Consider the following 23,719-nt stretch of genomic DNA (forward strand, 5'->3'; position numbering starts at 1 on the left):
TGAGATGACAGGCATGACGACCGAGACCGCGTACCGGGCCGGTGGCCCCGGCCGTGCCGACGGGGTGGGCACCTGGGCCGTGCTGCTGCCAGCCGAACGGTACGAAGCCGAGCGGCTCGTGCACCACGACACGCTGGAGCTGACCGGTCTGACCGGCGTCGTCCGACCGGGCCCGGGAGACCAGGTGGCGGTGCTGGTCGACGCGCCGCCACGGCTGGTGGCGCTCGGCCGGGTCGCCGCGACGGGTCAGCGCCACCGGGAAGACCCGGATGACCCGCAGTCCGACGTCGAGCCGGGGACGCTCGTCGTGGCGTACACCCGTAGGGCCTTCGACGAGCCGGCGCCGGCCGACCTGCTGACGCTCGACGGGCCGGTCACCGCGCTGGAGCCGGCGGCCTTCCGGGCGCTGGCCGACCAGCTCGGCCCGCCCCCGGCGCGGCGCACCTGGCTGGTCAGCCTCGACCTGCCCATCGAGGCGGCCACGCCGGCCGAGGCGGTCCGGCTGTTCTGGTCCTACGTGCAGGAGCTGGGCCCCCGCGAGCTGCCCGCCTTCGTGTCGCCGGCCGGTGACGAGCTGGCCATGCAGGCGTTCGTGCTGGGCGCAGAGGCCAATCAGGACCCGGAAGAGGACGACTAGGGCGTGTTTCGGGAGTGTCGGCCGGCCAGCACTTCCGAAACACGCCCTAAAACAGTTTGTCCACTCGGCCCCGCCAGTCGGCGAGGATCGGGCCCGGGTCGGTGTCCAGCACCCGTTCCAGCAGGGTGGCGTAGACGTCCCGGAAGTCGGTGGTGAACTTCAGGTCGCCGTCGTCGAGGTCGGTGAGGCTCGGCGCCGCTCCGTGCCAACCGCCGCGTACGCCCGCGCCGAGCAGCAGCACGTCCGAGGCTGTGCCGTGGTCGGTGCCGTCCGAGGCGTTCGCCCGTACGCGCCGGCCGAACTCGGAGTAGACCGCCACCACCACCTTCCGACCCGCCTCGGTGCGGCTCATCCGGTCGGCGAACCCGGTCAACGCGCGGTCCAGTTGGCCCAGCAGGACGGCCTGCAACTGCTTCTCGTCCGCGTGCGTGTCGAAGCCACCGAGCGACACCGAGAACGCCCGCGTGGACACTCCCGCCTCGACGCACTGCGCGACCAGGTCCAGCTGCGCATCCAGCGGGGTCCGTGCCCCGCCCGTCGCCGTGGCGGGTGCCTGCTCGCCGTCCGGGTCCGCCGTGTCCGGGTCGGCGGCGTCGCGTACCTGGCGGATCATCTCGTCCACCGACCGCAGGTCGGCGAAGCAGGCGGCGGCCCGGCTCCGGGCCGCCGACTCACCGGCCTGGGCGGCGGCGAGGGCGGCCAGCGTCTCCGCGGACAGGCCCTTGGCGGTCTTCCGTTCGGTCACCGGCACGGCGGCGCCGGCACTCTGCGCCCCGGCCAGCAGCGGCGGCAGCGCCGGCTCGAAGGAGACCGCCAGCCGGGGGTCGCCGCCGGCGGAGTCCAGCCAACGGCCCAGCCACCCGGTGTTGCCCGGCCGGTCCGGCTGCGCGGTGTGCCAGATGTCCATCGACCGGAAGTGGCTGCGATCCGGCTTCGGGTAGCCGACCCCGCGCACGATCGCCAGCCCGCCGCCGGACCAGCGCCGGTGCAGGCCGGCCAGCGCCGGGTTGAGACCGAAGTCGTCGTCCAGCCGCAGCACCTCCCCGTCCGGGTACGCCAGCTCGGGGCGGGCCGCCCGGTAGGCCGGGTCGCCGTACGGGATGACCGTGTTGAGCCCGTCGTTGCCGCCGTAGAGGGTCACCAGCACCAGCGTGCGGGTCTGCGGATCGCGGTCCCCGCTGGTGTCCAACAGGTCCCGCAGGCTGTACGCGCCGGCTCCGGCGGCCAGCGCGCCCGCGCCGACCACCCCGCTGGTCAGCAGGAACCTGCGTCGGGTCAGGGTGTCCATGTCGACTCCTCCGCTCAGCTGACTGTGTATTCGGGGCTGACCAGGCCGGCGGCCAGCAACTTGCGGGGCTCGTCGGCCAGCGGCGTGAGGGCGGCACGGGTGCGCGCGCTCCAGCCGTCGACCACCAGCAGTCGGGCCAGTGCGTCCGGTCGGCCGGCGGTGGGTGCGGAGGTGAGCCGGGCCAGCACCGCTGGTGCCGTTGCGGCGGCGAGCATCCCGGCAGTGCGCAGACGGGCCTGCAACGACGACGTGGTCAGCCAGGCCGCCCCGGCGGGCCAGCCGCCCACGCTGGGCGGTCGCAGCGGCACCTGGTCCAGGGCGTTCAGACCGGCCAGCAGTTGTTTGCGTTGCTGCTCGGGCAGGGCGGAGGGCCGGATGCCGAGCTGGCGTAGCGCACCGACCAGCCACTCCACCGGCTGCTTGACCAGCGTGCCCCGGGACTGGGCGAAGGCCGGCGTGGAGAAGAGCGCGCGCAGGGTCGCGGCGGTGTCCGCGCCGGCCAGGCTGTCCGGTGCCGGCACCTCGGTGCCCGCGTAGCGGAACCAGAGCCGCCCGGCCACGAAGGTCGCCGCCGCGGGTTGGGCGGCCAGCAGCCCGGCGTACGCCTCGGCGTCGAACCGGCCGCTCTGCCCGAGGATGGTCTTCTCGCCGGGGTCGTGCCGCCTGGCCTCGAACCGGGCGACACCGGTACGCCGGTCGACCACCCAGCCCGTCAGGGCGCGCGCGCCGGCCTTCACGTCCGCCTCGGTGTAGTTGCCGATGCCGAGGGTGAACAGCTCCATCAGCTCGCGGGCCAGGTTCTCGTTCGGTGCCTTGCGGGTGTTCTTCTGCCCGTCCAGCCAGATGATCAGGGCGGGGTCGCGCACCATCGCCGCGACCAGCGGGCCCAGCGGACCCCGTCCGTGGCGGCGCAGCGTCTCCAACTGACCCAGCATCGTCCGCGCGGACTTGACCTTCTGAGCGCTGGTCGCCCAGTGCCCGTGCCAGAAGAAGAGCAGCTTCTCGGTCAGCCCGTCCTCGGCGGCCACCATCCGGTCCAGCCACCACCCGGTGACCTGCTGGAGCTGCTCACGGCGCTCCGTGTTGGCCTGCTGCCGCTGCTCCCGGGTGGATTCGCCGGTCAGCCGGGCGTACGGGTCCCCGGCCAGCGCCGGCGGTGGGGTGGCCGCCGCACCACGGTCGGCCCGACCGGGGGCGAGCAGCCTGTCCAGCGTCGCCGCCGGGCCGGCCCGCTCGGCCGCGTCCACCTCGTCCGCGGTCGGCCCGAAGGTGGCCCGGCGCAGCAGGTGCGCCACCGCTTCACGATCGCTCATACCGGCCGACGCTAGGTGGCCCGTGTTCGAGGACGGTAAGGGCGGCGTCCGAATCGCGTTCAGCGTCCCTCGAAGACCGGTTTCTGCTTGGCGACGAAGGCGAGCGTGGCCTCCCTGTGGTCGGCGGTGGCACCGCAGATCGACTGGGCCTGCGCCTCGGCCGCGAGGGCGTCGGCGAGGGTGCCGGCGTCGGCGATGGAGAGTTGCCGCTTGATCGCCCCGTACGCGACGGTGGGGCCGGCGGCGAGGCGGGCGGCCAACTCCTGTGCTGCCGGCAGCACCTGCTCGTCGTCGTCGGTCAGCCGGTTGAGCAGCCCCAGCCGGCAGGCCTCCTCGGCGCGGACCGGCTCGGCCAGCATCAGCAGCTCCACCGCCTTGGCGTGGCCGACCAGTCGGGGCAGCGTCCAGGAGGCGCCGGTGTCGGCGGCGAGGCCGACCTTGGCGAAGGCCATCAGGAAACTGGTCGTCGGCCCGCCGATGCGGATGTCGGCGAGAAACGCCAACGACGCGCCTGCCCCGGCGGCCATCCCACGGACCGCGGCGACCACCGGCTTGGGCAGGTTGGCCAGTCGGGCGGCGATCGGGTTGTAGTGCGCCCGCACGGTGCCCAGCGGGTCACTGGCGGAGTTCTCCAGCGTCGACACGTGCTCGCGCAGGTCCTGGCCGGCGCTGAACGATCCGCCCGCCCCGGCCAGCACGACCGCGCGGCAGGACCGGTCGGTCTCCAACTCCGCCAGGGCGTCCCGCAGCGCCTCCTTGAGCGCCACGTCGAGCGCGTTCATCGCGTTCGGCCGGTTCAGCGTGAGGGTGACGACGGCGTCGGTCCGGTCGACCAGCAGCGGCTCGGTCACGTGTCTAACGACCCTTCTGTCGGACGAGGCGGTTGCCGGCGTCGAGGCACTGTTCGACGTACCGGTCGGCGGCCGGACGCAGACGTGCCGCGTGCCGGTCGAAGAAACTGGCCGCGGCGGTGCCGGGCCAGCGCTCGGGCAGCAGCGCCGGGGGCAGCTGCGGGTCCTGGAAGAGGAACGTACGCCACGCGTGCACGAGCCGGAACCGGGTCGCGTACGCCTCCTCGTCGCTGCTGCGCACGGTGACCGCCGCGAGCAGCGGGCGCTGGTCCGCGACGAACCGCTCGTAGGCGTGGCCGATCTCGGTGAGGTTCCACGCCCGCCGGACCACACCCATCGCGCCGGGGGTGCCGGCGAAGTGCGAGGCGGTGAACCGCTCGAACCGGATGCCGGCCTCGGCGAGGAGGAGGTCCACGTCCTCGGCGGGGCGGGTGGCGACCCAGGTCTGCTCGTCGAGGGTGCCGTAGCCGAGGAAGCTCAGGTTGGAGGCGAGCCGCTGCCGGTCCCGTCGGGAGCCGGGGGCCTCCAGCACCAGCAGATCGAACCGGCCGTCCCAGGTGACCCGGCCGGTCCGGTAGATCCGGGCCGCTGCCTCGTCGAGTCGTCGGGCTGCTTTCGGTGTGATCGAATATCCCGGTCCGGAGACCAGTCGGAGTGGCTCCAGCCAGCCCTGGCGCACCATCCGAGACACTGCGGTGCGAACGGCTGGCGGTGCGATTCCCAGCGGCGCCAGCAGCTTGACCAGGGCAGCAACGGGTGCACGGCCACCCCTCGGACGGAGGTGGTCGCCGTACAGGTCGAAGAGTGCCGACCGTGCCTGCATGACCGCACATTGTGACAGGCCTTCTCAAGATAAGCTAGATGCTGTTACATCAATGCTGCTCCGGTTTGGGTCCGGCGGTGTTCATCAGGGAAAATCGTTGGGCGACACCCCCGTGACCGTTGCGGGTGGTCGAGACGAAGTGGCTGTGGGGCAACCCACCGACCCTGGTGTAGGTCTGAGGGGAGACAACATGGCGGCGATGAAGCCGCGGACGGGCGACGGTCCGCTGGAAGTCACCAAGGAGGGGCGGGGCATCGTCATGCGGGTCCCGCTGGAGGGCGGTGGCCGGCTCGTCGTCGAGATGACTCCCGACGAGGCCAACGCGCTCGGTGACGCGTTGAAGGCGGCGGCCGGCTGAGTAAGGAGTGGTCCGGGCGGCTCACGCCGCCCGGAGCGTTCTTGCGACCCTGAGCCACCGGTAACGCCGGTGGCTCAGGGTCTTCATCGGCGCGGGCAGGCGGGCTCGGTTCCGCTCCGCGACACTTTCCTGGAGGTACGGTCCCGCGTGCTCGCCATCCGTCTGATCGCCGAGCCCGACCGGCTCGACGTGCTCGTCCTGCCTGTTCGCACCGCCGATGCGGCAGCGGGAGGTGACACCTCGGCCGAGCCCGTCTCGACCGCCGTGGCACCCCCGGACGGCACGGCCGACGAGGCCGCCGCGCTGGTGCCGGCGGCCCGACTGAGCGGCCGGGCTGGTGAGATCCACACCCAGCTCCGCCCCGGGCGTACTCCCGGCCGGCTGCTGCTGCTCGGCATCGGTGACGGCGACGAGGCGGCCTGGCGGACGGCTGGCGCGGCCCTGGCCCGCTCCGCCGCAGATGAGATCCATATCACCATCGCGTTGCCGGAGGGCGTGACTCCGGCCGCCGTCCGCGGGTTCACCGAGGGGCTGCTGCTCGCCCCGTACCGGTTCCGCATGACCGAGGCCGGCCCCACACCGGCGCTCAGCAGCGTCGATCTGCTGCTGGCCGACCCGGGCGCGTTCGAGGCCATCGTCACCACGGCCCAGACCACCGCGGCGATGACCCACCTCGCCCGCGACCTGACCAACACCCCCAGCTCGCTGAAGAACCCGCAGTGGTTCGCCGAGCAGGTGGCCTCCGCCGCAGCCGACCTGCCGGACCTGCGGCTGCGGGTCCGTGGCCCGGACGAGCTGGCCGCCGAGGGCTTCGGCGGCATCCTCGCCGTGGGCGGCGGCTCGGCCAGCGGCCCCCGACTCGTCGAACTGGACTGGCACCCCGCCGACGCGCGTACGCACGTGGTGCTGATCGGCAAGGGCATCACCTTCGACACCGGCGGCATCTCGATCAAGCCGGTGCCGGCGATGAAGCTGATGCGCAAGGACATGGCCGGCGCCGCCGCCGTCGTGGCCGCCACAGTGGGCGCCGCCATGCTGCGGCTGCCGGTCCGGATCACCACGCTGGCCCCGCTCGCCGAGAACATGGTCAGCGGCTCCGCGTTCCGCCCCGGCGACGTCGTCCGGCACTACGGCGGCACGACCAGCGAGACGACCAACTCCGACGCCGAGGGCCGGCTGGTCCTCGCCGACGCCCTCGCGTACGCGGTGCAGCAGCTCAAGCCGGACCTGCTGCTCGACCTGGCCACCCTCACCGGCGCCAACGCCGTAGCCCTGGGCAAGCGCACCGCCGCCCTGTACAGCGAGAACGACCAGCTGGCCGCCGACGTGCGGGCCGCGGCCGAGGCAGCCGGCGAGTCGGTGTGGCGGATGCCGCTGCACGGCGACTACGTCGAATACCTGGGCAGCGAGATCGCCGACCTCTACAGCGCGCCGGCACAGGGTGCCGGCTCGGTGCTGGCCGCCCTCTATCTGCGTGAGTTCACCGGCGACCTACGCGACCGCTGGCTGCACCTGGACATGTCGGCCCCGTCCTGGGCGGACGGCGACCACGCCGAGGTCAGCAAAGGTGCCACCGGCTGGGGCGTCCGGTGGTTGCTGCGCTGGCTGGCCAGCGTCGACTGACCAGGTCAGCACTTCACCGCGGCGAGCACCCCGTGGCCGACCGGAAGCAGAGCGGGGATCCAGTGCTCCGACTCCCGGACCGCCTTGATCGTCTCGCGGACGGTCACCGTCTCCGCGTCCCGAGCGGCAGGGTCACCGATCCGGCCGCCGGCCAGCACACCGTTGAGCGCGAGCACGCCCCCCGGGCGCAACAACCGCAGCGCCGCCTCCACGCAGGCGTGGAAACCGGTCGCCTCCGCGTCCACGAAGACCAGGTCGTACGCGCCGTCGGCGAGCCGGGGCAGCACGTCCAACGCGCGACCGGTGATGATCCGCGTACGGCCGGCGGCGAAGCCCGCCTCGGCGAAGATCCGTCGCGCGATCCGCTGGTGCTCCACCTCCACGTCGATGGTGGTGAGCACGCCGTCGGCGCGCATGCCGCGGAGCAGCCAGACGCCGCTCACCCCGGTGCCGGTGCCGATCTCCACCACGGCGCGGGCGTTGCCGGCAGCGGCCAGCAGCCGCAGCGCCGCTCCCGCGCCGGGGGTGACCGCGTCGAGGCCCACCTCCCGGGCCAGGCTGCGGGCGGTGCGCAGAACGAGGTCCTCGGTGACGTACGACTCGGCGAACTGTTGAGCCTGTGCCGTCGAACTGCCGGAACCGGCGACCGTGGCGATGGGGCACCTCCGGGGGCGGTGCGTGGTGCGGGGGCGGGTTGGCACTGTGAGCGTAGAGGCGACCGTCATGAGGCGCAGCCGCGCCTCCGCCTGTTGCGATCACCGGGGCAAGCGGTGACTCCATCGGGGGCATCCGTGCAATCCTGGAGGCGGTATCCCGTCAGCCGCGACCGAACCGGCCCGTGGCCGGGCGACGCGGCGCGGGATCCGGGGACGGACTGGGAGGCACCGACGTGACCGACGGCTGGGACTGGCGCCGGGGCGGTGAGACCCCGGCGGGACCGCCCGGGGCAGGGACCCCTCCGGCGGGATCGCCGACCACGCCGGGGGCTGGCAACGTGCCCATCGTGCCGTCAGCCGGCGGCCCGGCACCAGGGCACCCGCCGACGACGCCCGGGGCCGCTGCGCCGCCCGTGGGGCCCTCGTCGAGCTGGCCCGCACCCGGCACGTACGGCCCGGCTGGGGCGCCGCCCTGGCCCGCAGCTGGCGCGTACGGCTCAGCCGGGGCGTCGCCCTGGCCGGCACCTGGCACCTACGGCCCGGCCGGGGCTTCGCCGAGCTGGCCGGCACCCGGCACGTCCGGCACGGCCGGGGCGTCGCCCTGGTGGTCGGACGCGCTTGCCGATCCGTGGCGGGACCCGGCTGCGCCGACCGCGGTGGTGGTGCCCAGCGTGGTGGCGACCGGCACCGAGCCCGAGGCGGTCACCGACCCGGACGCGCCGGGCCGACCGACGCTGCGTCACCTGCTGCTCATCCCCGTACTCACCGCACTGCTGGCCGGCACCCTCGGCGGCGCGCTCGGCTACGCGTTCGCGGTCCGCGGCGGGGCCGGTGAGGTGGTGCTCGGCGGTGCGCCGGCGGAGGCCCCGGCGCTGGCCCAGCGCAAGCCGGAGTCACTGGCCGGTGTCGCCGAGCGGGTCCTGCCCAGCGTGGTCACCGTGCGGGTGAGCAGTCTCGGCGGCACCAGTGAGGGCTCCGGCTTCATCGCCACCGCCGACGGTCATGTGATCACCAACGACCATGTGGTGGCCGGCGGCACCGGCAAGGCCTCGGTGGTCTTCAACGACGGCAGCACCGCGCCGGCGACCATCGTCGGTCAGGACCCGGAATCGGACATCGCCGTGATCAAGGTGAGCCGGCCCGGCCTGCGGGCGGTGGAGTTCGGGGACTCCGACGCGCTGGCCGTCGGCGACCCGGTGCTCGCCATGGGCTCACCGCTCTCGCTGGCCAACACGGTCACCGCCGGCATCGTAAGTGCCCTGGACCGGACGATGCAGGCCGGTGAGCCGGGCGGGCCGGTGCGCTACTACGCGGCGATCCAGACCGACGCCGCGGTCAACCACGGCAACTCCGGCGGGCCGTTGGTCGACGGCGCCGGGCGGGTGGTCGGGGTCAACTCCACCATCAAGTCACTGGTCGCCGAGGGGCAGGAGGCCGGCAACATCGGCCTCGCCTTCGCCATCCCGATCAACCAGGCCAAGCGGGTGACCCAGGACATCATCGGCACCGGCAAGGCCCGGCGTACGGTGATCGGCGCCGGCGTGGACGGCCCGACCGGAGCACTCGGGGGTGGCCTGCGGCTGGGGAAGGTGGAGCCGTCCGGCCCGGCGGACAGCGCCGGGTTGAAGGTCGGCGACGTGATCCTCAAGATCAACGGCCGGCCGATGACCGAGCCGACGGACCTGACCGCGCTGGTACGCAAGTACGCGCCCGGATCGGTGGTGACCGTCGAGTTCCGGCGGGGCTCCGACCGGCAGAACACCTCGGTAACTCTCGCCGCGGACGCGAAGTGAACAGCGGCTCACCCCTTGCCCGAACGCCTCCCGGCGTGCGTAGTCTTGCTGCTGACGCCGAGAGGAGGCCAGCGGGATGCTCGACAACCTGAACTGGTGGGAAATCGGAGCGCTGCTGCTCCTGGCGCTGCTGATCTTCGGTGACCGGCTGCCCGCAGTCATCACCGACGGCCTGCGGCTGGTGCGCAACCTGCGCAACATGGCCCGCAACGCCACCGGTGACCTGAGTCGCGAGCTGGGCACCGACATCCAGCTGGAGGACCTGCACCCGAAGGCGTTCATTCGCAAGCACCTCCTCAGCGAGGAGGACGAGGCGGCGATCCGTAAGCCGTTGCAGGGCGTCTACGACAACCTGCGCGCCGACGTCAGCAGCGTGCACGACGACCTCAAGGACGTGGCCAGCGCCGCCGACCTGAGGTCGGACGGCGCCCGGCCCGGCACGGCCACCACCAGCCCCTCGGCGCCGGCCCCCCGCGTCAGCTACGACGACGCCACCTGACCGACCCGTGCCCGGCTCGGCCCGGCCTCCGCGGTCTTCCCTCATGCTCGCGCGGCCAGCGCCCGCCTTGATCAGCTCGGGTTTCTGAAAGTCGGCCTTAAATCGGCGCGGAATGCCCCGACTTCAGCGTCACCGCCGGACCCAGCGGGATGCGTTCGATGGCCTGATAGAAGAGCGAGTTCTTTCAGAAACCCGAGTTGACCATGCGCCGCGGGGCTGGACTGCCCACCCGCAGACACGACTCAGCCCGCCGGCCAACAGTGGCCGACGGGCTGGCGGTGTTCGTGGTGGTCAGCGACCGGCGGGCTTGAGGCCGAGCGGCTTGCCGAGCAGCGACTCACGGCGCAGCGCGAGCCGGTCGGCAACGGCGTTGAGTGCCTGCGCGGCCGGGGACTCCGGCTCGGCCAGCACGATCGGGTTGCCCGCGTCGCCGGCCTCGCGGACCCGCGTGTCCAGCGGGATCTGCCCGAGTAGCGGCACCTGCGCGCCGATGGTCCGGCTCAGCGACTCGGCGACGGCCGTGCCACCCCCGGCACCGAAGATCTCCATCCGTGAGCCGTCCGGAAGCTCCAGCCAGGACATGTTCTCGATGACGCCAACCACCCGCTGGTGGGTCTGCAGGGCGATCGCACCGGCCCGCTCGGCCACCTCGGCGGCGGCGGTCTGTGGGGTGGTGACGATCAGGATCTCCGAGTTGGGGAGCAGTTGGGCCAGCGAGATGGCCACGTCACCGGTGCCCGGGGGCAGGTCGAGCAGGAGCACGTCCAGGTCGCCCCAGTAGACGTCGGCCAGGAACTGCTGCAACGCCCGGTGCAGCATCGGGCCGCGCCACACCACTGCGGCGTTGCCGGAGGTGAACATGCCGATGGAGATCACCTTCACGCCGTGCGACTGCGGCGGCATGATCATGTCTTCGACGCGGGTGGGCCGGGCCTCCGTGCCGAGCATCCGGGGCACCGAGTGGCCGTAGATGTCCGCGTCGACCACGCCGACGGCGAGCCCGCGGGCGGCGAGGGCCGCTGCCAGGTTGACAGTCACGCTGGACTTGCCGACGCCACCCTTGCCGCTGGCAACCGCGTACACACGGGTGCGCGAGCCGGGCTGGGCGAACGGGATGACGGGCTCCTCGGTGGCGCCGCCGCCGCGCAGCTGCGACTGCAACCCCTGCCGCTGCTCGGGGGTCATCACACCGAAGTCGATCTCCACGCCGGTGACGCCGGGCACCGCTGCAACGGCGGCGGTGATGTCGTTACGCAGCTTGTCCTTGAGCGGGCAGCCGGCGACGGTGAGTAGGAGCTCGACGCGTACGACACCGCTGGCAGCGATCGTGGCGGAGCGGACCATGCCCAGCTCGGTGATGGGCCGGCGGATCTCCGGGTCGTTGACGGTGGCCAGGGCGGCCTGGATCGCGTCCTCGACGGTGCTCACGGGTGCTGACATGCCCGCAATGCTACGTCGCGGGGCATCCGCTGCCGCCGCTGGCCGGGGTGGTGTGAGCCAATCGATGACCTGTTGATCAGCCGTCCGCTGGGCGGGGCTCGGTGCCGTCCGGCCGGGCGTCCCGGGCGAAGTCGCCGTCCAGGTCGTCGCGTGGTTCGTCCAGGCCGACACCGTCGGTCGGTCGCCTGCCGCGCTTCTCCTGCCGGATGTCCTTGTCCTGCTGGCGGCGTTCCAGCCGTTGCCGGCGCTGCCCCGCCTCGTCCAGTTCCTCGGCCAGCCGGGCCAGCTCGGAGCGGAGGAAGTCGCGAGTGGCCACCTCACCCATCGCGATCCGCAGTGCGGCGATCTCCCTCGCCAGGTACTCGGTGTCCGCCTTCTGCGCGGTGGCTCGCCGCCGGTCCTCCTCCAGGGCCACGCGGTCCCGGTCGGCCTGCCGGTTCTGCGCCAGCAGGATCAGCGGCGCCGCGTAGCTGGCCTGCAACGACAGCACCAGGGTCAGGAACGTGAAGGTGTACGGGTCGAAGCGCAGGTCCGTCGGGGCCAGCGTGTTCCAGACGAACCAGATCGCGATCACCACCGTCATGACGACGATGAAGTTCGCGGTGCCCATGCCCCGGGCGATGCCCTCGGACCACCGGCCGAAGGCCTCCGCGTCGAATCGGGGCAGCTTGATGCCCCGGGGCTCGCGTGGCTGGTCTAGCCGCTCGCTCCGCCGCTGCTCAGCCATCCGCGCCATCCAGCCCCGCGTCGGTGGTGCCCGGGCCGGTCAGGGCGTCGCGGTCCCGCCAGTCCCGGGGCAGCGAGTGGTCCAGCACGTCGTCCACTGTCACGGCGCCGACCAGCCGGTTGCTCCGGTCGATCACCGGCATGGCGACCAGGTCGTAGGTGGCCATCCGCCGGGTGATCTCCGGTAACGGGGTGGTGGGGCGCAGCGGGTCGATGTCGTTGACCACCACCTTGCCCAGCAGGTCGGCCGGCGGCTCACGCAGCAGCGCCTGGAAGTGCACCATGCCCAGGTAGCGGCCGGTCGGGGTGATCTGCGGCGCCCGGGTCACGAAGACCTGCGCGGCGACGGCGGGGGAGAGCTGTGGCTCCCGGATCCGGGCCAGCGCCTCGGCGACGGTGGCGTCCGGCGGCAGGATGACCGGCTCCGAGGTCATCACACTGCCCGCCGTGCCGGGCGTGTATTTCAGAAGCTGACGCACCGGGTCGGCCTCGTCCGGCTCCATGAGGTCCAGCAGCACGTCCTGCTCCGGTGGGGGCAGCTCGTTGAGCAGGTCCGCGGCGTCGTCCGGGTCCATCTCCTCCAGTACGTCGGCGGCCCGCTCCCGGTCGAGGGCGGCAAGGATCTCCACCTGATCGTGCTCGGGCAGCTCACTGAGCACGTCGGCCAGCCGCTCGTCGTCCAGCGCGGCAGCGACCTCGTTGCGTCGGGCGTCGGGCAGGTCCTGCAGCGCGTTGGCCAGGTCGGCCGGGCGCATGTCCTCCAGGACGGCGAGCAGGTTGGCCGTACCCCGGTTGTCGGCGATGCCGCTGAGCCCGCGCACCCGATCCCACTCGACCTGGTGCAGGTGGCCGCGGCGGCTGAGCCGACCGGTCTGCTCCCGTACGGCGACGCGGGTCAGCGACCACTCGCCGCCCCGGCTGCACTCCATCGCGACGTCCACGACGGCACCGGGTTGGCCGCCCGGGTCGAGCTGTACCCGTCGGTCCAGCAGTTCCTGGAGCACCAGCAGCTCGTTCGGGCGCTTCTCGAACCGGCGCAGGTTGAGGGTGCCGGAGCCCAGCACGACGGCGTCCACGTCGATGGACGTGATCCGGTTGATGGACAGGAAGATCCGGCGGCGCATCGGCATCTCGGCGACGAGGCCCACCACCTCCGGGGGCCGTTTGGTCGCCCGCAGCCGTGCCACGGCGTCACGAACCCGCCCCACCTGGTCACCGTTCGGGTCGAAGACGGCGACTCCGGCGAGACGGGCGATGTAGACCCGGGTCGGCGTGCTCACGGGCACCAGCCTAAGCGCCTAGTGTTTATCAACATGTCGACCTTGGCCTACGAGATCGTGGACGTCTTCACCGACCGCCCTTTCGCCGGCAACCCGCTGGCCGTGGTGTTCGGCGCGGAAGTGCTGGCCACCGAGCAGATGCAGGCGCTCGCGCTGGAGTTCAACCTGTCCGAGACGGTGTTCGTGCTGCCACCGACCCAGGTCGGCGCCACCTACCGGGCACGGATCTTCACCCCGGTGGAGGAGTTGCCGTTCGCCGGGCACCCGAGCGTCGGCGCCGCGGTCACCGCCAGCCGGCGGGGCATGTTCGGTGTGGGGCAGGTCACCCAGGAGTGCAAGGCCGGGGTGCTGCCGATCGAGGTGACCGCGTCGGGGGCGACGCTGACCGGGGGCACGCCGACTCTCGGGCCGGAGTTGGACCCGGAGCCGTTGCTGGAGATCGCCGGGCTGCTCGCGGACGACCACATCGGGCCCGCTCCCCGCGTCGCCGGCTGCGGTTTGGAGTTCCCGTACCTCCCGGTGCGTCCGGAGTCGGTGGCCCGCGCGCGGGTGAACGCGACGGCGGCGCAGCGTTATGGGGTGTCGCACGTCAGCGTCTTCTCCTGGGACGCCGCCACGCAAACCGCGCACGCCCGGGTCTTCGTGCCGGGGATGGGTGTCCCGGAGGACCCGGCGACCGGCTCGGCGGCCCTCGGCCTCGGTGTCTGGTTGGTGGCGAGCGGTCTGCTGCCGGCCGAGGGGCTGTCCCGTTACGCGGTCCGTCAGGGTGTGGAGATCAACCGCCCGTCCTCGCTGGTCTGCACGGTCACCGCGGCGAACGGTGTGGCGGTCGGCGCGACCGTCGCCGGTCAGGTGATGCCGGTGGCGCGCGGTGAGATCGCGGTGCCGCCGTTCGTGGGCTGATCGCACCAAAGCGCCGGCGGCCTACGCGTCAGCGGCCGAGGTGCGGCAGGATGCGAGGGTGACTGACGACGCGCGTGGGTCGACGCCGCTGGTCGACGAGGCGATGAAGAAGGCCGCAGTGGCCTGGGTCAGCGTTTCCGGTGGGCCGGCGCTCGCGCTCTGGTGCGCCCCACTGGAGGGCGCTCTCCTGGTGGTCAGCGGGCCGGGCGAGCAGGCAGCGCCGGGTCTGGCCGACGCCACCGAGGCGCAGGTCTCCCTGCGCGGCGACCACGGTGGTCGGATCGTCACCTGGTCGGCGCAGGTGAGCCGGGTGCAGCCGGGCACGGAGGCCTGGGACACCACCGCGCCGCTGGTGGCGGCGAAGCGTCTCAACGCACCCGGTCCGACCGCTGACCTGGTGGCCCGCTGGGCCGCCGACGGATGCGCGGTCAACCGGCTCACCCCGGCCGGAACGCCGCTGGCCGGCGCGGACCTGCCGGCCGACGCGCAGGCCGAGCCCCCTCGGCCCACCCCGGCCGTCCGGGCCACCCGCAAGCCGTTCCGCCTGCACCGGGTTCGTCGCCGCTGAACGGTGCGTCAACCCGTCCGGCCGCCGGCGCCCACCACCTCGGCGTTGACGTCGACCAGGGCGAGCACCTCGCGCAGGGTGCCGATTGTGGGGCCGCGCCAGTCCAGGTCGGCGTTGAACACCATGTGTGTGGCCAGGTCCGCCGCGGCGAGCCGGACCGCGGTCATCCCGGCCCGCTCGGCGCCGGTCAACTCCTGGCTGCCGCCGTCCCCGACGTACAGGCAGTTGCCCGGGGCGAGCCCGAGCCGCTGGCAGGCGGTCAGGTAGAGCGCCGGGTCCGGCTTGCACCGTCCAACCTGTACCGAGAAGACCCGCACGTCGAGCAGCCGGGCGACCGCGAGCTGTGGCAGGAAGGCCGGCAGTTCGTGCGTACAGTCGCTGATCACCCCGGTACGCAGGCCGCGCTGGCGTAGGGCCGCCAGCACCGGCACGGCGTCGGCCCGCAGCCAGGTGTCCGCGCGGACCGCCCGGTGCCGGGATGCCACGGCCGCCCGCACCGCGGTGTCGCTCGGGTGTACGCCAGCCTGGGCGCACACCCACCGAAGGGTCGCCTCCGCGTTGCCGAGTCGACCGGTGGCCCGCTCGTAGTACGTGCGGTCCAGCACCTCGGTCAACGTGTCGGTGTCACATCCGAGCAGCTCGGCGGTGTCGGTGTGCGCGACACCGCGCTGCACCGAACGCGTGAGGGTGCCGAAGAAATCGAACAGCACCGCCTGGTAGGTGGGCATGGGGGAGCGCCTCCGGGCGGTCGGGGGTTGGCGGCGCGGACCCGCGTGATCGTAACGGAGTGATGACCCTGCGTGTTGTCCGTCATACGTGTGAGGATTACGTCCCGTGTCCCCACCTTCACCCCGGCCGTCCCTGGATCCGCTGACCACCGGCGCGGTCGGTCTGGCCGTGGTCGCCGTGTCGTCGTCCGCGCCACTGATCGCGTACGCCGCCGCACCCGCGCTCGCCATCGCGTTCTGGCGCAACCTGCTCGCGGTGGCAGTGCTGAGCCCTTTCGCGCTGGCCCGGCGTCGCGCCGAGTTCCGCAGGCTGACCACCGGCGTGGGCCGGCGGGAGGGACTGTTCTGCATCCTGTCCGGGGTCGCGCTGGCCGGTCACTTCGCGACCTGGGTGCCGAGCGCCCAGCTCACCTCGGTCGCCACGTCCACCGCCCTGGTCGCCACCCAGCCGGTCTGGCAGGGGCTGATCGCGCGCGCCCAGGGGCGCGGGCTGCCCCGGATCGTGTGGATCGGCATCGCGGTGGCGGTCGGCGGAGCCGCGATCGCCACCGGGGTGGACGTGGGGGTCTCCGGCAGGGCAGTCCTCGGCGACGTGCTGGCGTTGACCGGCGGCATGTTCGCCGCCGTCTACACCGCATTCGGTGAGCGGGCGCGGACCAGCATCAGCACCACCACCTACACCACCATCTGCTACGGGATCTGCGCACTGCTCCTGCTGGTCATGTGCCTGATCGGTGGCGTACGGCTGACCGGGTTCGACGGGCGGACCTGGCTGGCCATCCTCGCCCTCGTGGTCGGTGCCCAACTGCTCGGGCACTCGATGTTCAACTATGCGCTGAAGAAGATCCCGGCGACCACGGTGAGCGTGCTGATCCTGCTGGAGGCGCCCGGCGCGGCCCTGCTCGGTTGGGCCTGGCTGGGTCAGGTTCCCCGCCCGTACGCGCTGCTCGGGATGGCGCTGCTGCTGGCCGGGGTGGCGGTGGTGGTGCTCGGCGGCGCCCGGGCCGCTCGCCGGCCGGCACCCACCGCGCTGCCGGCCGACCCGACCCCGCTGGACGACTGACGGCCTTCACAGGTACGCGGCGAAGTGGTCCGCGACCAGGTCGGTCAGCTGATCACCGTCGAGGCTGCCATCCACCTGGACCACCCGGACGCCCAGCCGCGCGGCCTGCGCCACTGCGTCCGCCGCCACCAGTTCGTCCCTTGCCCACCTGTTGCGGAGGGCCCGCTCGGGGTCACTGACCCCCGCTGCGGCGATGCTGGCACGCGGCAGCCGGGCGATCTGCTGGGCGCGGAACTCGGCAGTGGGCACCAGCACCACCAGCTGCCGTACCGATCCGACGACCGGTGCCACCAACTCCGGTCGCAGCCCCCAGCCTTCGGCCACCAACCGGCGGCCGGGCACCAGTGCGCTGAGGTCGTCGAGCACCCACGCGAAGCGACGGGGAAAACCTGCCAGTGTCTCGGCAGCCATTCGGGCTGGCTCGGTGCGGACCCAGGTCGTCTCCGGATCGGGGCCGGCTGGCGGTTCGCCGTGCCGGACCCGGTCTGCGATGCGCCGGTCGTCGTGCCCTCGGGCGTCGTGCCGGTCGTAGAGGTATGCCGTCAGACCGAACCGCATGGCCAGGTTGACGGCGACTGTCGACTTGCCGGCCCATTGCCCGCCGCCGATCCAGAGGGCCCGGCGCGCGGTGGCGGTCGCATCGAAATCCATGCCTCGATGTTGGTTGCCGACCACTCCAAGATCAAGTCTTGTTCTCGCCCGCCACCCTGTGATGAAGTGGGGGAAGACGCAGGTCCGCCCGGTCAGACCTCGTGCACCTCGATGACCCGGGTCGTCGGTGCGGCTTCGCCGAGCGCGGCGCGCAGCGCGGCCCGTTCCGGATCGACGAGGAACGACTCGTAGCCGGCGCGGGCGTCGAACCGGATCACGTGCACCTCGGTCTGCCCGTCGGTGCCACGTAGCCGCCGTTCCAGCTGGCCGCCGTGCCGCCCGAGAAAGGCCAGCACGGCGTCCTCGTAGCGTCCCCCGGCGGCCTCGGCCCCGGATGCGTACTCGACCAGCGCGACGAGAGTGAGCATGGCGGCCACGCTACCCAGCGATGCCGACTGCCTTCGCGCTCGCCTCCCAGAGTCGGGCGGCGAGCCGCGGGTCGCTGGCCTTGCGGTACGGCCGACGCGGGCGACGGTCGGCGTAGAAGCCGCCGTTGGTCAGCCGGGATCCGTCCTGGTTGGCCAGCCACACCAGGGTCTCGGCGCCCTTCTCCGGGCTGCGGAACGGCATGAACCGCATGCCGAACGCGACCAGTCTGCTGTCGTTGCCGAACCGGGTGCGCACCACCCCCGGGTGGAAGCAGTAGGCGGACATCTCCGGCCAGCGTCGGGCCGCCTCGGCGGTGAACAGGATGTTCGCCTGCTTGCTGGTGCCGTACGCGCCGATCGGCCGATAGCCGCGCAGCGGCGCGTTCAGGTCGTCCGGGTCGAGCGCGCCGAAGCGGTGCGCACCGGAGGCGGTCACCACGATCCGTCCCACCCGGTCGGCGAGCAGATTGGTCAGCAGGAACGGGGCCAGGTGGTTGGCCTGGATCGACATCTCGAAGCCGTCGACGGTGGTGAGTGGTTGCAGCGCGATGGCACCGGCGTTGTTGGCGAGCACGTCGATCCGGTCGTACGCGGCCCGTAGCTGCTCGGCGAGCCGGCGCACGTCGTCCAGGACCGCGAAGTCGGCTCGGAACAACTCCGGACGCTCGCCCGAGTTCTCCCGTACCCGCTCCGCTGCGGCCTGGAGGCGCGCCGGGTCCCGCCCGACCAGCACAACCTGGTCACCGCGGCAGGCCAGCTGCACGGCGGCGGCCAACCCGATGCCGGAGCTTGCCCCGGTCACCACCACCAGCCGACGCCCAGTGAGATCTTCCACAGGTCCATTCACCCCGGTCATGGCGCGAGGTTACCGTGGCGTCACAACGCCCTTTGGGATCGTTAAGTTCTCAACTCTGTCGTCAGGTGGCGTCGGCATGCCCGCCGGACGCTGGAAGGAGCGCATCCATGGCCGCAGTCGGTCGCCCCCGCAGGTCCTGCCTCGCCGTACCGGGTTCCAGCGTCAAGATGCTCGGCAAGGCGCAGGGCCTTCCGGCCGACCAGGTCTTCCTCGACCTGGAGGACGCCGTCGCCCCGCTGGCCAAGCCGGACGCGCGCAAGAACATCGTGGCCGCGCTCAACGAGGGGGACTGGGCCGGGAAGACCCGCGTGGTCCGCGTCAACGACCTGACCACCCCGTGGACCTACCGGGACGTCATCGACGTCGTCGAGGGCGCCGGCGCGAACCTGGACTGCATCATGCTGCCGAAGGTGCAGACGGCCGCCCAGGTGCAGTGGCTGGACCTGACGCTCACCCAGATCGAGAAGACGCTCGGCCTGGAGGTCGGCCGGATCGGCATCGAGGCGCAGATCGAGAACGCCGCCGGGCTGGTCAACGTGGACGCGATCGCCGCCGCCTCGCCGCGCGTGGAGACCATCATCTTCGGCCCGGCCGACTTCATGGCGTCGATCAACATGAAGTCCCTGGTGGTCGGCGCGCTGATCCCGGACTACCCGGGCGACCCGTACCACTACATCCTCATGCGGATCCTGATGGCCGCCCGGATGCACGACAAGCAGGCCATCGACGGCCCCTTCCTGCAGATCCGGGACGTCGACGGGTTCCGCGAGGTGGCCAAGCGCTCGGCAGCGCTGGGCTTCGACGGCAAGTGGGTGCTGCACCCGGGTCAGATCGACGCCGCCAACGAGGTCTACCAGCCGGCGCAGGCCGACTACGACCACGCCGAGCTGATCCTCGACGCGTACGAGCACTACACCTCGGAGGCCGGCGGCAAGCTGGGCGCCGTGATGCTCGGCGACGAGATGATCGATGAGGCGTCCCGCAAGATGGCGCTCGTGGTCGCCGCGAAGGGCCGGGCCGCCGGAATGAGCCGTACCTCGTCGTTCACCCCACCGGCCGAGTGAACCGCCGAGCCGCCCCCGGGTCGCACCCGGGGGCGGCTCGCCGAACTCAGTAGTTGCCGCTCTCGTAGCTGGACGTGTCCTGGTTCGCGGCCCAGACGATGAAGATCACGATGACGATGGTGGCCAGCACCGCCAGCGCGGTGGCGACCCAGCCGACGATGATGCCGGCGGTGGCGAAGCCCTCGCCGCCCTCGCCGCGCTCCCTGATCTGCTTACGGGACACGTGGCCGAGGATCGCGCCGATCGCGCCGATGTAGCCACCGAGGCCGTACGCGCAGAGGCCGAGGGCGCCGATGATCGAGACGACCATCGCGGCGATGGCCAGGCCGTTCTGCTTCGGTGCGGGCGGGTACCCGTAACCCGGGTAGCCAGGCGGCGGGTAACCGGGCGTGGCCGCGTACGGGCCGGGCTGGGTCGGTATCTGCGGCGCGCCGCCCGCGTACGGACTGGTCGGCGCGTACGGGTCGGTCGGCGCGTATGGGTTGACTTCGATCGGCTGGGTGGGTGCCGGTTGACTGCTCACCGGGAGGGTGGGGTCACCGGACTGCTGTCCCGACCACGCCGGGTCGGGCCAGCCGCCAGAGGGCGGGGGGTTGGTCATGCGATCTCTCCGTCAGGTCGGGTGCGCCGTCAGGGTAGCCAGGGGTGACCAAAACCGTTGACCCCGCTCCCGGGTGCCGCGTTGCTTCGGGCCGGTCGTAACGGGCAGGATCTCGACATGGCATTCGACGCGCGCGCCGCGGACCGCTCCGGCAGCCGACCCAGACGGGACGTCAGCCGCCCGGGCGGGGCCCGACGTGCCCGCGCGGCCGCGCCGGCAGGCGGCCCCGGCCCCGACGAGCCGGTCGCGCTGGCCGACCCGGTGACCATGCGGCTCGACGGGCGGGTCGCCCTGGTGACCGGCGCGGGCAGCCCGGACGGCATCGGGTACGCGACCGCGCGCCGACTCGCCGACCTGGGCGCCCGGGTGGCCATCGTCTCCACCACCCGGCGCATCCACGAACGCGCTGGTGAGCTGGGGGTGACCGGCTTCGTCGCGGACCTGACCGACGAGTCGGAGGTCGGCGCGCTGGCCGACGCGGTCGCCGAGCAGTTGGGCGACGTCGAGGTGCTGGTCAACAACGCCGGCCTGGCCAGCCGGGCCAGCCAGGGAGTGCTGCGGCCGGTCGCGCAGCTGACCTACGACGAGTGGCGCGGCGAGATCGACCGCAACCTGTCCACGGCGTTCCTGTGCAGTCGGGCGTTCATCGGGGGGATGGCCGAGCGGGGCTGGGGTCGGATCGTCAACCTGTCGGCTACCGCCGGCCCCGTCAACGCGCTGCCCACCGAGGCCGCGTACGCCGCGGCGAAGGCCGGCGTCGTCGGGCTGACCCGGGCGTTGGCGATGGAGATGATCGCCGACGGCGTGACAGTGAACGCGGTGGCACCGGGCACCATCTACACCGCAGCGTCCACGATGGCCGAGATCAAGCAGGGGCTTGGCACGCCGGTAGGTCGACCGGGCACTCCGGACGAGGTTGCGGCGGCGATCAGCTTCCTCTGCTCGCCGGCCGCCTCGTACATCACCGGCCAGATGCTGGTGGTGGACGGCGGCAACAGCGTCCGCGAGGCCCGGTTCCGCTGACCGCGGCCTGAGTGTGGCGGCGGTCAGTAGCCGCCGTTGTCGCCGGTGTTGCCCAGGGCCACGAGGGCCAGCCAGCCGCAGCACGCCAGCAGGGTGAGCCCGGTGAAGACGTAGCCGAGGATCAGCCCCCAGGTGGCGAGCTGGTCACCCTCCTCGCCGCTGGTGCGGATCTGCCGCTTGGCCACGTGGCCGAGGACGGCACCGGCCGGCGGAAAGGCGAAGGCGAACACCAGCGACAGGATCGCGAGCACGTTGGTGCCCCGACCCGGCCCGGAGGGCGGCGGGCCGTACTGACCGTAGGGGCCCTGCGGGGGGTACGGCGGCTGCTGACTCCAGTGCCCCGACTGGTGCGGCCCCTGCTGCCCGTACGGCGACGGATCGTCCGCAGGTGGCCCGTACGGTGAGCGTTCCGCCGGCAGCTCGAACGCCGGCTGGTCCGGTTGTGGCGCGTACGGCGGCTGGCCGGCCGGCGGCGGCGCGTACGGCGACTGGTCCCGGGGCGGCTCGTAGGGTGACGGTGGCTGCTCGTCTGACGGTGGTCCCGACGGCGGTGGGTAGCTCACAGCTGTCCTCCTCCTGCCGGTGCCGGAAAAGTCCCTCTTGCCGGACGCTACCCGCAGCGGTGAACCTTTTCACAGCGGTTGTGTGGACTGGTCACCTTGGCCTCGTCGGCTCCGGAGACCGATACTGACCCAGCGTTCAGTTACCCATGAGTAGTGCGCGGATCCCCGGAGGCTGTGATGGCTCGACTCGCCCAGACGCCCGGCCTGACCGATGTGCAACAGTCGATCCTGGAGACCGTTCGGGACTTCGCCGACAAGGAGATCATTCCGCACGCCCAGCGGCTGGAGCACGCCGACGAGTACCCCACCGACATCCTCGACGGCATGCGTGAGATGGGCCTGTTCGGCCTCACCATCGACGAGGAGTTCGGCGGCCTGGGCGAGTCGCTGCTGACCTACGCGCTGGTGGTGGAGCAGCTGTCCCGGGGATGGATGTCGATCTCCGGCATCGTCAACACCCACTTCATCGTGGCGTACCTGATCTCCCAGCACGGCTCGGCCGAGCAGAAGGCCCGCCTCCTGCCGAAGATGGCCACCGGCGAGGTGCGCGGAGCGTTCTCCATGTCCGAGCCGGAGACCGGCTCCGACGTCTCGGCGATCAAGTCCCGGGCTGTCCGAGACGGCGACAACTACGTGCTCAACGGCCAGAAGATGTGGCTGACCAACGGGGCGTACTCCTCGGTGGTGGCCACCCTGGTCAAGACCGACACCGGCGCCGAGTCGGTCTACGGCAACATGAGCACCTTCCTGCTGGAGAAGGAGCCGGGCTTCGGCGAGACCGCCCCCGGCCTCACCATCCCCGGCAAGATCGAAAAGATGGGCTACAAGGGCGTCGAGACCACCGAGATGGTCCTCGACGGGGTGACAGTGCCCGACTCCGCGATCCTCGGTGGCGCCGACAAGGTGGGCCGAGGCTTCTACCAGATGATGGACGGCATTGAGGTGGGCCGGGTCAACGTGGCCGCCCGCGCCTGCGGCATCTCCATCCGCGCCTTCGAGCTGGCGGTCAGCTACGCCCAGCAGCGCAAGACGTTCGGCCAGCCGCTCGCCAAGCACCAGGCCATCGCATTCAAGCTCGCCGAGATGGGTACGAAGATCGAGGCCGCGCACGCCCTCATGGTCAACGCCGCACGGCTCAAGGACGCCGGTCAGCGCAACGACGTCGAGGCCGGAATGGCCAAGCTGCTCGCCTCCGAATACTGCGCCGAGGTCGTCCAGGAGGCGTTCCGCATCCACGGCGGCTACGGCTACTCCAAGGAGTACGAGATCGAGCGGCTGATGCGGGAGGCCCCGTTCCTGCTCATCGGCGAGGGCACCTCGGAGATCCAGAAGACCATCATCTCCCGCGGCCTGCTCAAGGAGTACAAGCTCTGATCCGCGCCTGCTGATCGGTTGCCCGTCGCTCGGTCGGTCTGTCCGTGCCTTCGGTCACGAGCGTGATGACTGTGAGGCATCAATATGACTCAGAGGCATCACGCTCTCCGCCGAGGCCGTCCGCGCCGACGGACGCCTCGCCCTGCTGCTCGCCAGCTCTCTGGCCAGGCCCTGCGGACCGCCAGGACCAACCCACGAAGCTGGCACCACAACTCCATGATCGCGGGAGCGGGGTGGGTCAGGTGAGGCGGGTGAGGCCGGCGGCGGCACGTTCGACGATGAGACAGCGGTCTTCCACGTAGTCCATGCCGGCCTCCTCGGCGATCCGCCGCGCCTCGGCCGAGACGATGCCCAGTTGCAGCCAGACCGCGGGGGCACCAATGGCCGCCGCGTCCCGGACCACCTGCACGGCGTCGGCCGCCGGCCGGAACACGTCCACCAGGTCGACCGGGTGCGGGATGTCGGCCAGCGACTTGTACGCCCGTTCCCCGAACAGTTCGTCGACGGTCGGGTTGACCGGGATGATGCGCCAGCCGTGCTGCTGCATCTGCAACGGCACGCCGTGCGCGGCCTTCAACGGGTCGCGGGACGCACCCACGACGGCGATCACGGCGGAGTCGGCGAGGATCTGCGAAGCGGTACGCACCCGCCGACTGTAGCTCTGAGCCGA

Annotated in this window: 26 protein-coding genes; 11 read left to right on the forward strand and 15 right to left on the reverse strand. The window is 72.1% G+C overall.

Annotated features, from left to right (window positions below):
• Positions 1–13 precede the first annotated feature (13 nt).
• On the forward strand, positions 14–637 hold the full coding sequence (locus tag AC3CF1_RS22750; RefSeq protein WP_210795098.1) for a hypothetical protein: 624 nt from the start codon (positions 14–16) through the stop codon (positions 635–637).
• Between the two features lie 46 nt (positions 638–683).
• Here the strand turns inward: AC3CF1_RS22750 and AC3CF1_RS22755 are convergent, their stop codons facing one another.
• From AC3CF1_RS22755 to AC3CF1_RS22770, 4 genes are read right to left on the reverse strand one after another with little or no spacing between them, the layout of a single operon-like run.
• On the reverse strand, positions 684–1,925 hold the full coding sequence (locus AC3CF1_RS22755) for a DUF1501 domain-containing protein (RefSeq protein WP_355161255.1): 1,242 nt from the start codon (positions 1,923–1,925) through the stop codon (positions 684–686).
• Between the two features lie 14 nt (positions 1,926–1,939).
• Positions 1,940–3,238, reverse strand: coding sequence for a DUF1800 domain-containing protein (locus AC3CF1_RS22760; protein WP_488451227.1), 1,299 nt, complete (start codon positions 3,236–3,238; stop codon positions 1,940–1,942).
• Positions 3,239–3,297: 59 nt separating this feature from the next.
• The gene (locus tag AC3CF1_RS22765) at positions 3,298–4,089 is read right to left on the reverse strand and encodes an enoyl-CoA hydratase-related protein (RefSeq protein WP_488451228.1); all 792 of its coding nucleotides are present in this window, start codon (positions 4,087–4,089) and stop codon (positions 3,298–3,300) included.
• A gap of 4 nt (positions 4,090–4,093) precedes the next feature.
• Positions 4,094–4,912: a PaaX family transcriptional regulator gene (locus AC3CF1_RS22770; protein ID WP_088951363.1), complete on the reverse strand. Its 819-nt coding sequence runs from the start codon at positions 4,910–4,912 to the stop codon at positions 4,094–4,096.
• A gap of 190 nt (positions 4,913–5,102) precedes the next feature.
• Here AC3CF1_RS22770 and AC3CF1_RS22775 point away from each other — a divergent pair, with 190 nt between their 5' ends.
• Together AC3CF1_RS22775 and AC3CF1_RS22780 are read left to right on the forward strand one after the other, a co-directional pair.
• Positions 5,103–5,270, forward strand: a complete 168-nt coding sequence (locus AC3CF1_RS22775) for a DUF3117 domain-containing protein (protein ID WP_007455245.1) — start codon at positions 5,103–5,105, stop codon at positions 5,268–5,270.
• A gap of 147 nt (positions 5,271–5,417) precedes the next feature.
• A complete protein-coding gene (locus AC3CF1_RS22780) occupies positions 5,418–6,893 on the forward strand; it encodes a leucyl aminopeptidase family protein (protein WP_488451229.1) in 1,476 nt (491 codons plus the stop codon).
• A gap of 5 nt (positions 6,894–6,898) precedes the next feature.
• Here the strand turns inward: AC3CF1_RS22780 and AC3CF1_RS22785 are convergent, their stop codons facing one another.
• Positions 6,899–7,468, reverse strand: a complete 570-nt coding sequence (locus tag AC3CF1_RS22785) for an O-methyltransferase (RefSeq protein ID WP_088952177.1) — start codon at positions 7,466–7,468, stop codon at positions 6,899–6,901.
• Between the two features lie 428 nt (positions 7,469–7,896).
• Between AC3CF1_RS22785 and AC3CF1_RS22790 the strand changes: the two genes are divergently transcribed.
• On the forward strand, positions 7,897–9,342 hold the full coding sequence (locus AC3CF1_RS22790; RefSeq protein ID WP_488451230.1) for a S1C family serine protease: 1,446 nt from the start codon (positions 7,897–7,899) through the stop codon (positions 9,340–9,342).
• A 76-nt stretch (positions 9,343–9,418) separates the two neighbouring features.
• Positions 9,419–9,841 (forward strand): twin-arginine translocase TatA/TatE family subunit, encoded by a 423-nt coding sequence (locus AC3CF1_RS22795; protein ID WP_210795086.1) that lies wholly within the window; start codon positions 9,419–9,421, stop codon positions 9,839–9,841.
• Between the two features lie 291 nt (positions 9,842–10,132).
• On the opposite strand, the gene AC3CF1_RS22800 is transcribed toward AC3CF1_RS22795, so the two are convergent.
• The 3 genes from AC3CF1_RS22800 to AC3CF1_RS22810 form a co-directional block, all read right to left on the reverse strand.
• A complete protein-coding gene (locus AC3CF1_RS22800) occupies positions 10,133–11,281 on the reverse strand; it encodes an Mrp/NBP35 family ATP-binding protein (protein ID WP_488451231.1) in 1,149 nt (382 codons plus the stop codon).
• Positions 11,282–11,357: 76 nt separating this feature from the next.
• Positions 11,358–12,008, reverse strand: a complete 651-nt coding sequence (locus AC3CF1_RS22805) for a DUF1003 domain-containing protein (RefSeq protein WP_488451232.1) — start codon at positions 12,006–12,008, stop codon at positions 11,358–11,360.
• Entirely contained in the window at positions 12,001–13,287 is a 1,287-nt protein-coding gene (locus AC3CF1_RS22810; RefSeq protein WP_328367612.1) for a magnesium transporter MgtE N-terminal domain-containing protein, read from the reverse strand. The genes AC3CF1_RS22805 and AC3CF1_RS22810 overlap by 8 nt, the downstream gene beginning before the upstream one ends.
• 33 nt (positions 13,288–13,320) lie before the next feature.
• Between AC3CF1_RS22810 and AC3CF1_RS22815 the strand changes: the two genes are divergently transcribed.
• Both AC3CF1_RS22815 and AC3CF1_RS22820 read left to right on the forward strand, forming a co-directional pair.
• The gene (locus AC3CF1_RS22815; RefSeq protein ID WP_354983580.1) at positions 13,321–14,190 is read left to right on the forward strand and encodes a PhzF family phenazine biosynthesis protein; all 870 of its coding nucleotides are present in this window, start codon (positions 13,321–13,323) and stop codon (positions 14,188–14,190) included.
• 58 nt (positions 14,191–14,248) lie between these two features.
• Complete coding sequence (locus AC3CF1_RS22820) at positions 14,249–14,758, forward strand: hypothetical protein (protein ID WP_088951370.1); 510 nt, start codon at positions 14,249–14,251, stop codon at positions 14,756–14,758.
• 8 nt (positions 14,759–14,766) lie between these two features.
• Here the strand turns inward: AC3CF1_RS22820 and AC3CF1_RS22825 are convergent, their stop codons facing one another.
• Entirely contained in the window at positions 14,767–15,486 is a 720-nt protein-coding gene (locus AC3CF1_RS22825; protein WP_488451233.1) for an HAD family hydrolase, read from the reverse strand.
• Between the two features lie 106 nt (positions 15,487–15,592).
• Here AC3CF1_RS22825 and AC3CF1_RS22830 point away from each other — a divergent pair, with 106 nt between their 5' ends.
• The gene (locus tag AC3CF1_RS22830) at positions 15,593–16,549 is read left to right on the forward strand and encodes a DMT family transporter (RefSeq protein ID WP_488451234.1); all 957 of its coding nucleotides are present in this window, start codon (positions 15,593–15,595) and stop codon (positions 16,547–16,549) included.
• Positions 16,550–16,555: 6 nt separating this feature from the next.
• Here AC3CF1_RS22830 and AC3CF1_RS22835 read toward each other — a convergent pair whose 3' ends face one another.
• The 3 genes from AC3CF1_RS22835 to AC3CF1_RS22845 all read right to left on the reverse strand — a co-directional run bounded on the left by AC3CF1_RS22835 (position 16,556) and on the right by AC3CF1_RS22845 (position 18,403).
• Positions 16,556–17,200, reverse strand: a complete 645-nt coding sequence (locus AC3CF1_RS22835; protein WP_488451235.1) for a hypothetical protein — start codon at positions 17,198–17,200, stop codon at positions 16,556–16,558.
• Between the two features lie 92 nt (positions 17,201–17,292).
• A complete protein-coding gene (locus AC3CF1_RS22840; RefSeq protein WP_488451236.1) occupies positions 17,293–17,568 on the reverse strand; it encodes a hypothetical protein in 276 nt (91 codons plus the stop codon).
• A 10-nt stretch (positions 17,569–17,578) separates the two neighbouring features.
• On the reverse strand, positions 17,579–18,403 hold the full coding sequence (locus tag AC3CF1_RS22845; protein WP_210925850.1) for an SDR family NAD(P)-dependent oxidoreductase: 825 nt from the start codon (positions 18,401–18,403) through the stop codon (positions 17,579–17,581).
• 128 nt (positions 18,404–18,531) lie between these two features.
• Between AC3CF1_RS22845 and AC3CF1_RS22850 the strand changes: the two genes are divergently transcribed.
• Positions 18,532–19,488: an HpcH/HpaI aldolase/citrate lyase family protein gene (locus tag AC3CF1_RS22850; RefSeq protein WP_088951376.1), complete on the forward strand. Its 957-nt coding sequence runs from the start codon at positions 18,532–18,534 to the stop codon at positions 19,486–19,488.
• Positions 19,489–19,534: 46 nt separating this feature from the next.
• Here the strand turns inward: AC3CF1_RS22850 and AC3CF1_RS22855 are convergent, their stop codons facing one another.
• Complete coding sequence (locus AC3CF1_RS22855) at positions 19,535–20,089, reverse strand: DUF4190 domain-containing protein (protein ID WP_488451237.1); 555 nt, start codon at positions 20,087–20,089, stop codon at positions 19,535–19,537.
• Positions 20,090–20,206: 117 nt separating this feature from the next.
• Here AC3CF1_RS22855 and AC3CF1_RS22860 point away from each other — a divergent pair, with 117 nt between their 5' ends.
• Positions 20,207–21,112, forward strand: coding sequence for an SDR family NAD(P)-dependent oxidoreductase (locus tag AC3CF1_RS22860; RefSeq protein ID WP_088951378.1), 906 nt, complete (start codon positions 20,207–20,209; stop codon positions 21,110–21,112).
• A 23-nt stretch (positions 21,113–21,135) separates the two neighbouring features.
• Here AC3CF1_RS22860 and AC3CF1_RS22865 read toward each other — a convergent pair whose 3' ends face one another.
• Positions 21,136–21,675, reverse strand: a complete 540-nt coding sequence (locus AC3CF1_RS22865) for a DUF4190 domain-containing protein (protein ID WP_210925848.1) — start codon at positions 21,673–21,675, stop codon at positions 21,136–21,138.
• Between the two features lie 177 nt (positions 21,676–21,852).
• On the opposite strand from AC3CF1_RS22865, the gene AC3CF1_RS22870 reads away from it, so the two are divergent.
• Positions 21,853–23,049 carry an acyl-CoA dehydrogenase family protein gene (locus AC3CF1_RS22870; RefSeq protein ID WP_099850308.1) on the forward strand — a complete coding sequence of 399 codons (1,197 nt, stop codon included), beginning with the start codon at positions 21,853–21,855 and terminating at the stop codon, positions 23,047–23,049.
• Between the two features lie 238 nt (positions 23,050–23,287).
• Here AC3CF1_RS22870 and AC3CF1_RS22875 read toward each other — a convergent pair whose 3' ends face one another.
• On the reverse strand, positions 23,288–23,695 hold the full coding sequence (locus tag AC3CF1_RS22875; RefSeq protein WP_354983585.1) for a CoA-binding protein: 408 nt from the start codon (positions 23,693–23,695) through the stop codon (positions 23,288–23,290).
• Between the last annotated feature and the right edge of the window lie 24 nt (positions 23,696–23,719).

It is taken from the genome of Micromonospora sp. MGP-C2, from assembly GCF_057766525.1.

What these genes read in the sequence shown, in the direction of transcription:
- AC3CF1_RS22825 (WP_488451233.1), bottom strand. Translation starts at nt 15,486, where the DNA reads ATGCCCACCTACCAGGCGGTGCTGTTCGATTTCTTCGGCACCCTCACG.
- AC3CF1_RS22800 (WP_488451231.1), bottom strand. Translation starts at nt 11,281, where the DNA reads ATGTCAGCACCCGTGAGCACCGTCGAGGACGCGATCCAGGCCGCCCTG.
- AC3CF1_RS22760 (WP_488451227.1), bottom strand. Translation starts at nt 3,238, where the DNA reads ATGAGCGATCGTGAAGCGGTGGCGCACCTGCTGCGCCGGGCCACCTTC.
- AC3CF1_RS22750 (WP_210795098.1), top strand. Translation starts at nt 14, where the DNA reads ATGACGACCGAGACCGCGTACCGGGCCGGTGGCCCCGGCCGTGCCGAC.
- AC3CF1_RS22755 (WP_355161255.1), bottom strand. Translation starts at nt 1,925, where the DNA reads ATGGACACCCTGACCCGACGCAGGTTCCTGCTGACCAGCGGGGTGGTC.
- AC3CF1_RS22775 (WP_007455245.1), top strand. Translation starts at nt 5,103, where the DNA reads ATGGCGGCGATGAAGCCGCGGACGGGCGACGGTCCGCTGGAAGTCACC.
- AC3CF1_RS22795 (WP_210795086.1), top strand. Translation starts at nt 9,419, where the DNA reads ATGCTCGACAACCTGAACTGGTGGGAAATCGGAGCGCTGCTGCTCCTG.
- AC3CF1_RS22805 (WP_488451232.1), bottom strand. Translation starts at nt 12,008, where the DNA reads ATGGCTGAGCAGCGGCGGAGCGAGCGGCTAGACCAGCCACGCGAGCCC.
- AC3CF1_RS22840 (WP_488451236.1), bottom strand. Translation starts at nt 17,568, where the DNA reads ATGCTCACTCTCGTCGCGCTGGTCGAGTACGCATCCGGGGCCGAGGCC.
- AC3CF1_RS22850 (WP_088951376.1), top strand. Translation starts at nt 18,532, where the DNA reads ATGGCCGCAGTCGGTCGCCCCCGCAGGTCCTGCCTCGCCGTACCGGGT.
- AC3CF1_RS22870 (WP_099850308.1), top strand. Translation starts at nt 21,853, where the DNA reads ATGGCTCGACTCGCCCAGACGCCCGGCCTGACCGATGTGCAACAGTCG.
- AC3CF1_RS22855 (WP_488451237.1), bottom strand. Translation starts at nt 20,089, where the DNA reads ATGACCAACCCCCCGCCCTCTGGCGGCTGGCCCGACCCGGCGTGGTCG.
- AC3CF1_RS22860 (WP_088951378.1), top strand. Translation starts at nt 20,207, where the DNA reads ATGGCATTCGACGCGCGCGCCGCGGACCGCTCCGGCAGCCGACCCAGA.
- AC3CF1_RS22815 (WP_354983580.1), top strand. Translation starts at nt 13,321, where the DNA reads ATGTCGACCTTGGCCTACGAGATCGTGGACGTCTTCACCGACCGCCCT.
- AC3CF1_RS22835 (WP_488451235.1), bottom strand. Translation starts at nt 17,200, where the DNA reads ATGGATTTCGATGCGACCGCCACCGCGCGCCGGGCCCTCTGGATCGGC.
- AC3CF1_RS22770 (WP_088951363.1), bottom strand. Translation starts at nt 4,912, where the DNA reads ATGCAGGCACGGTCGGCACTCTTCGACCTGTACGGCGACCACCTCCGT.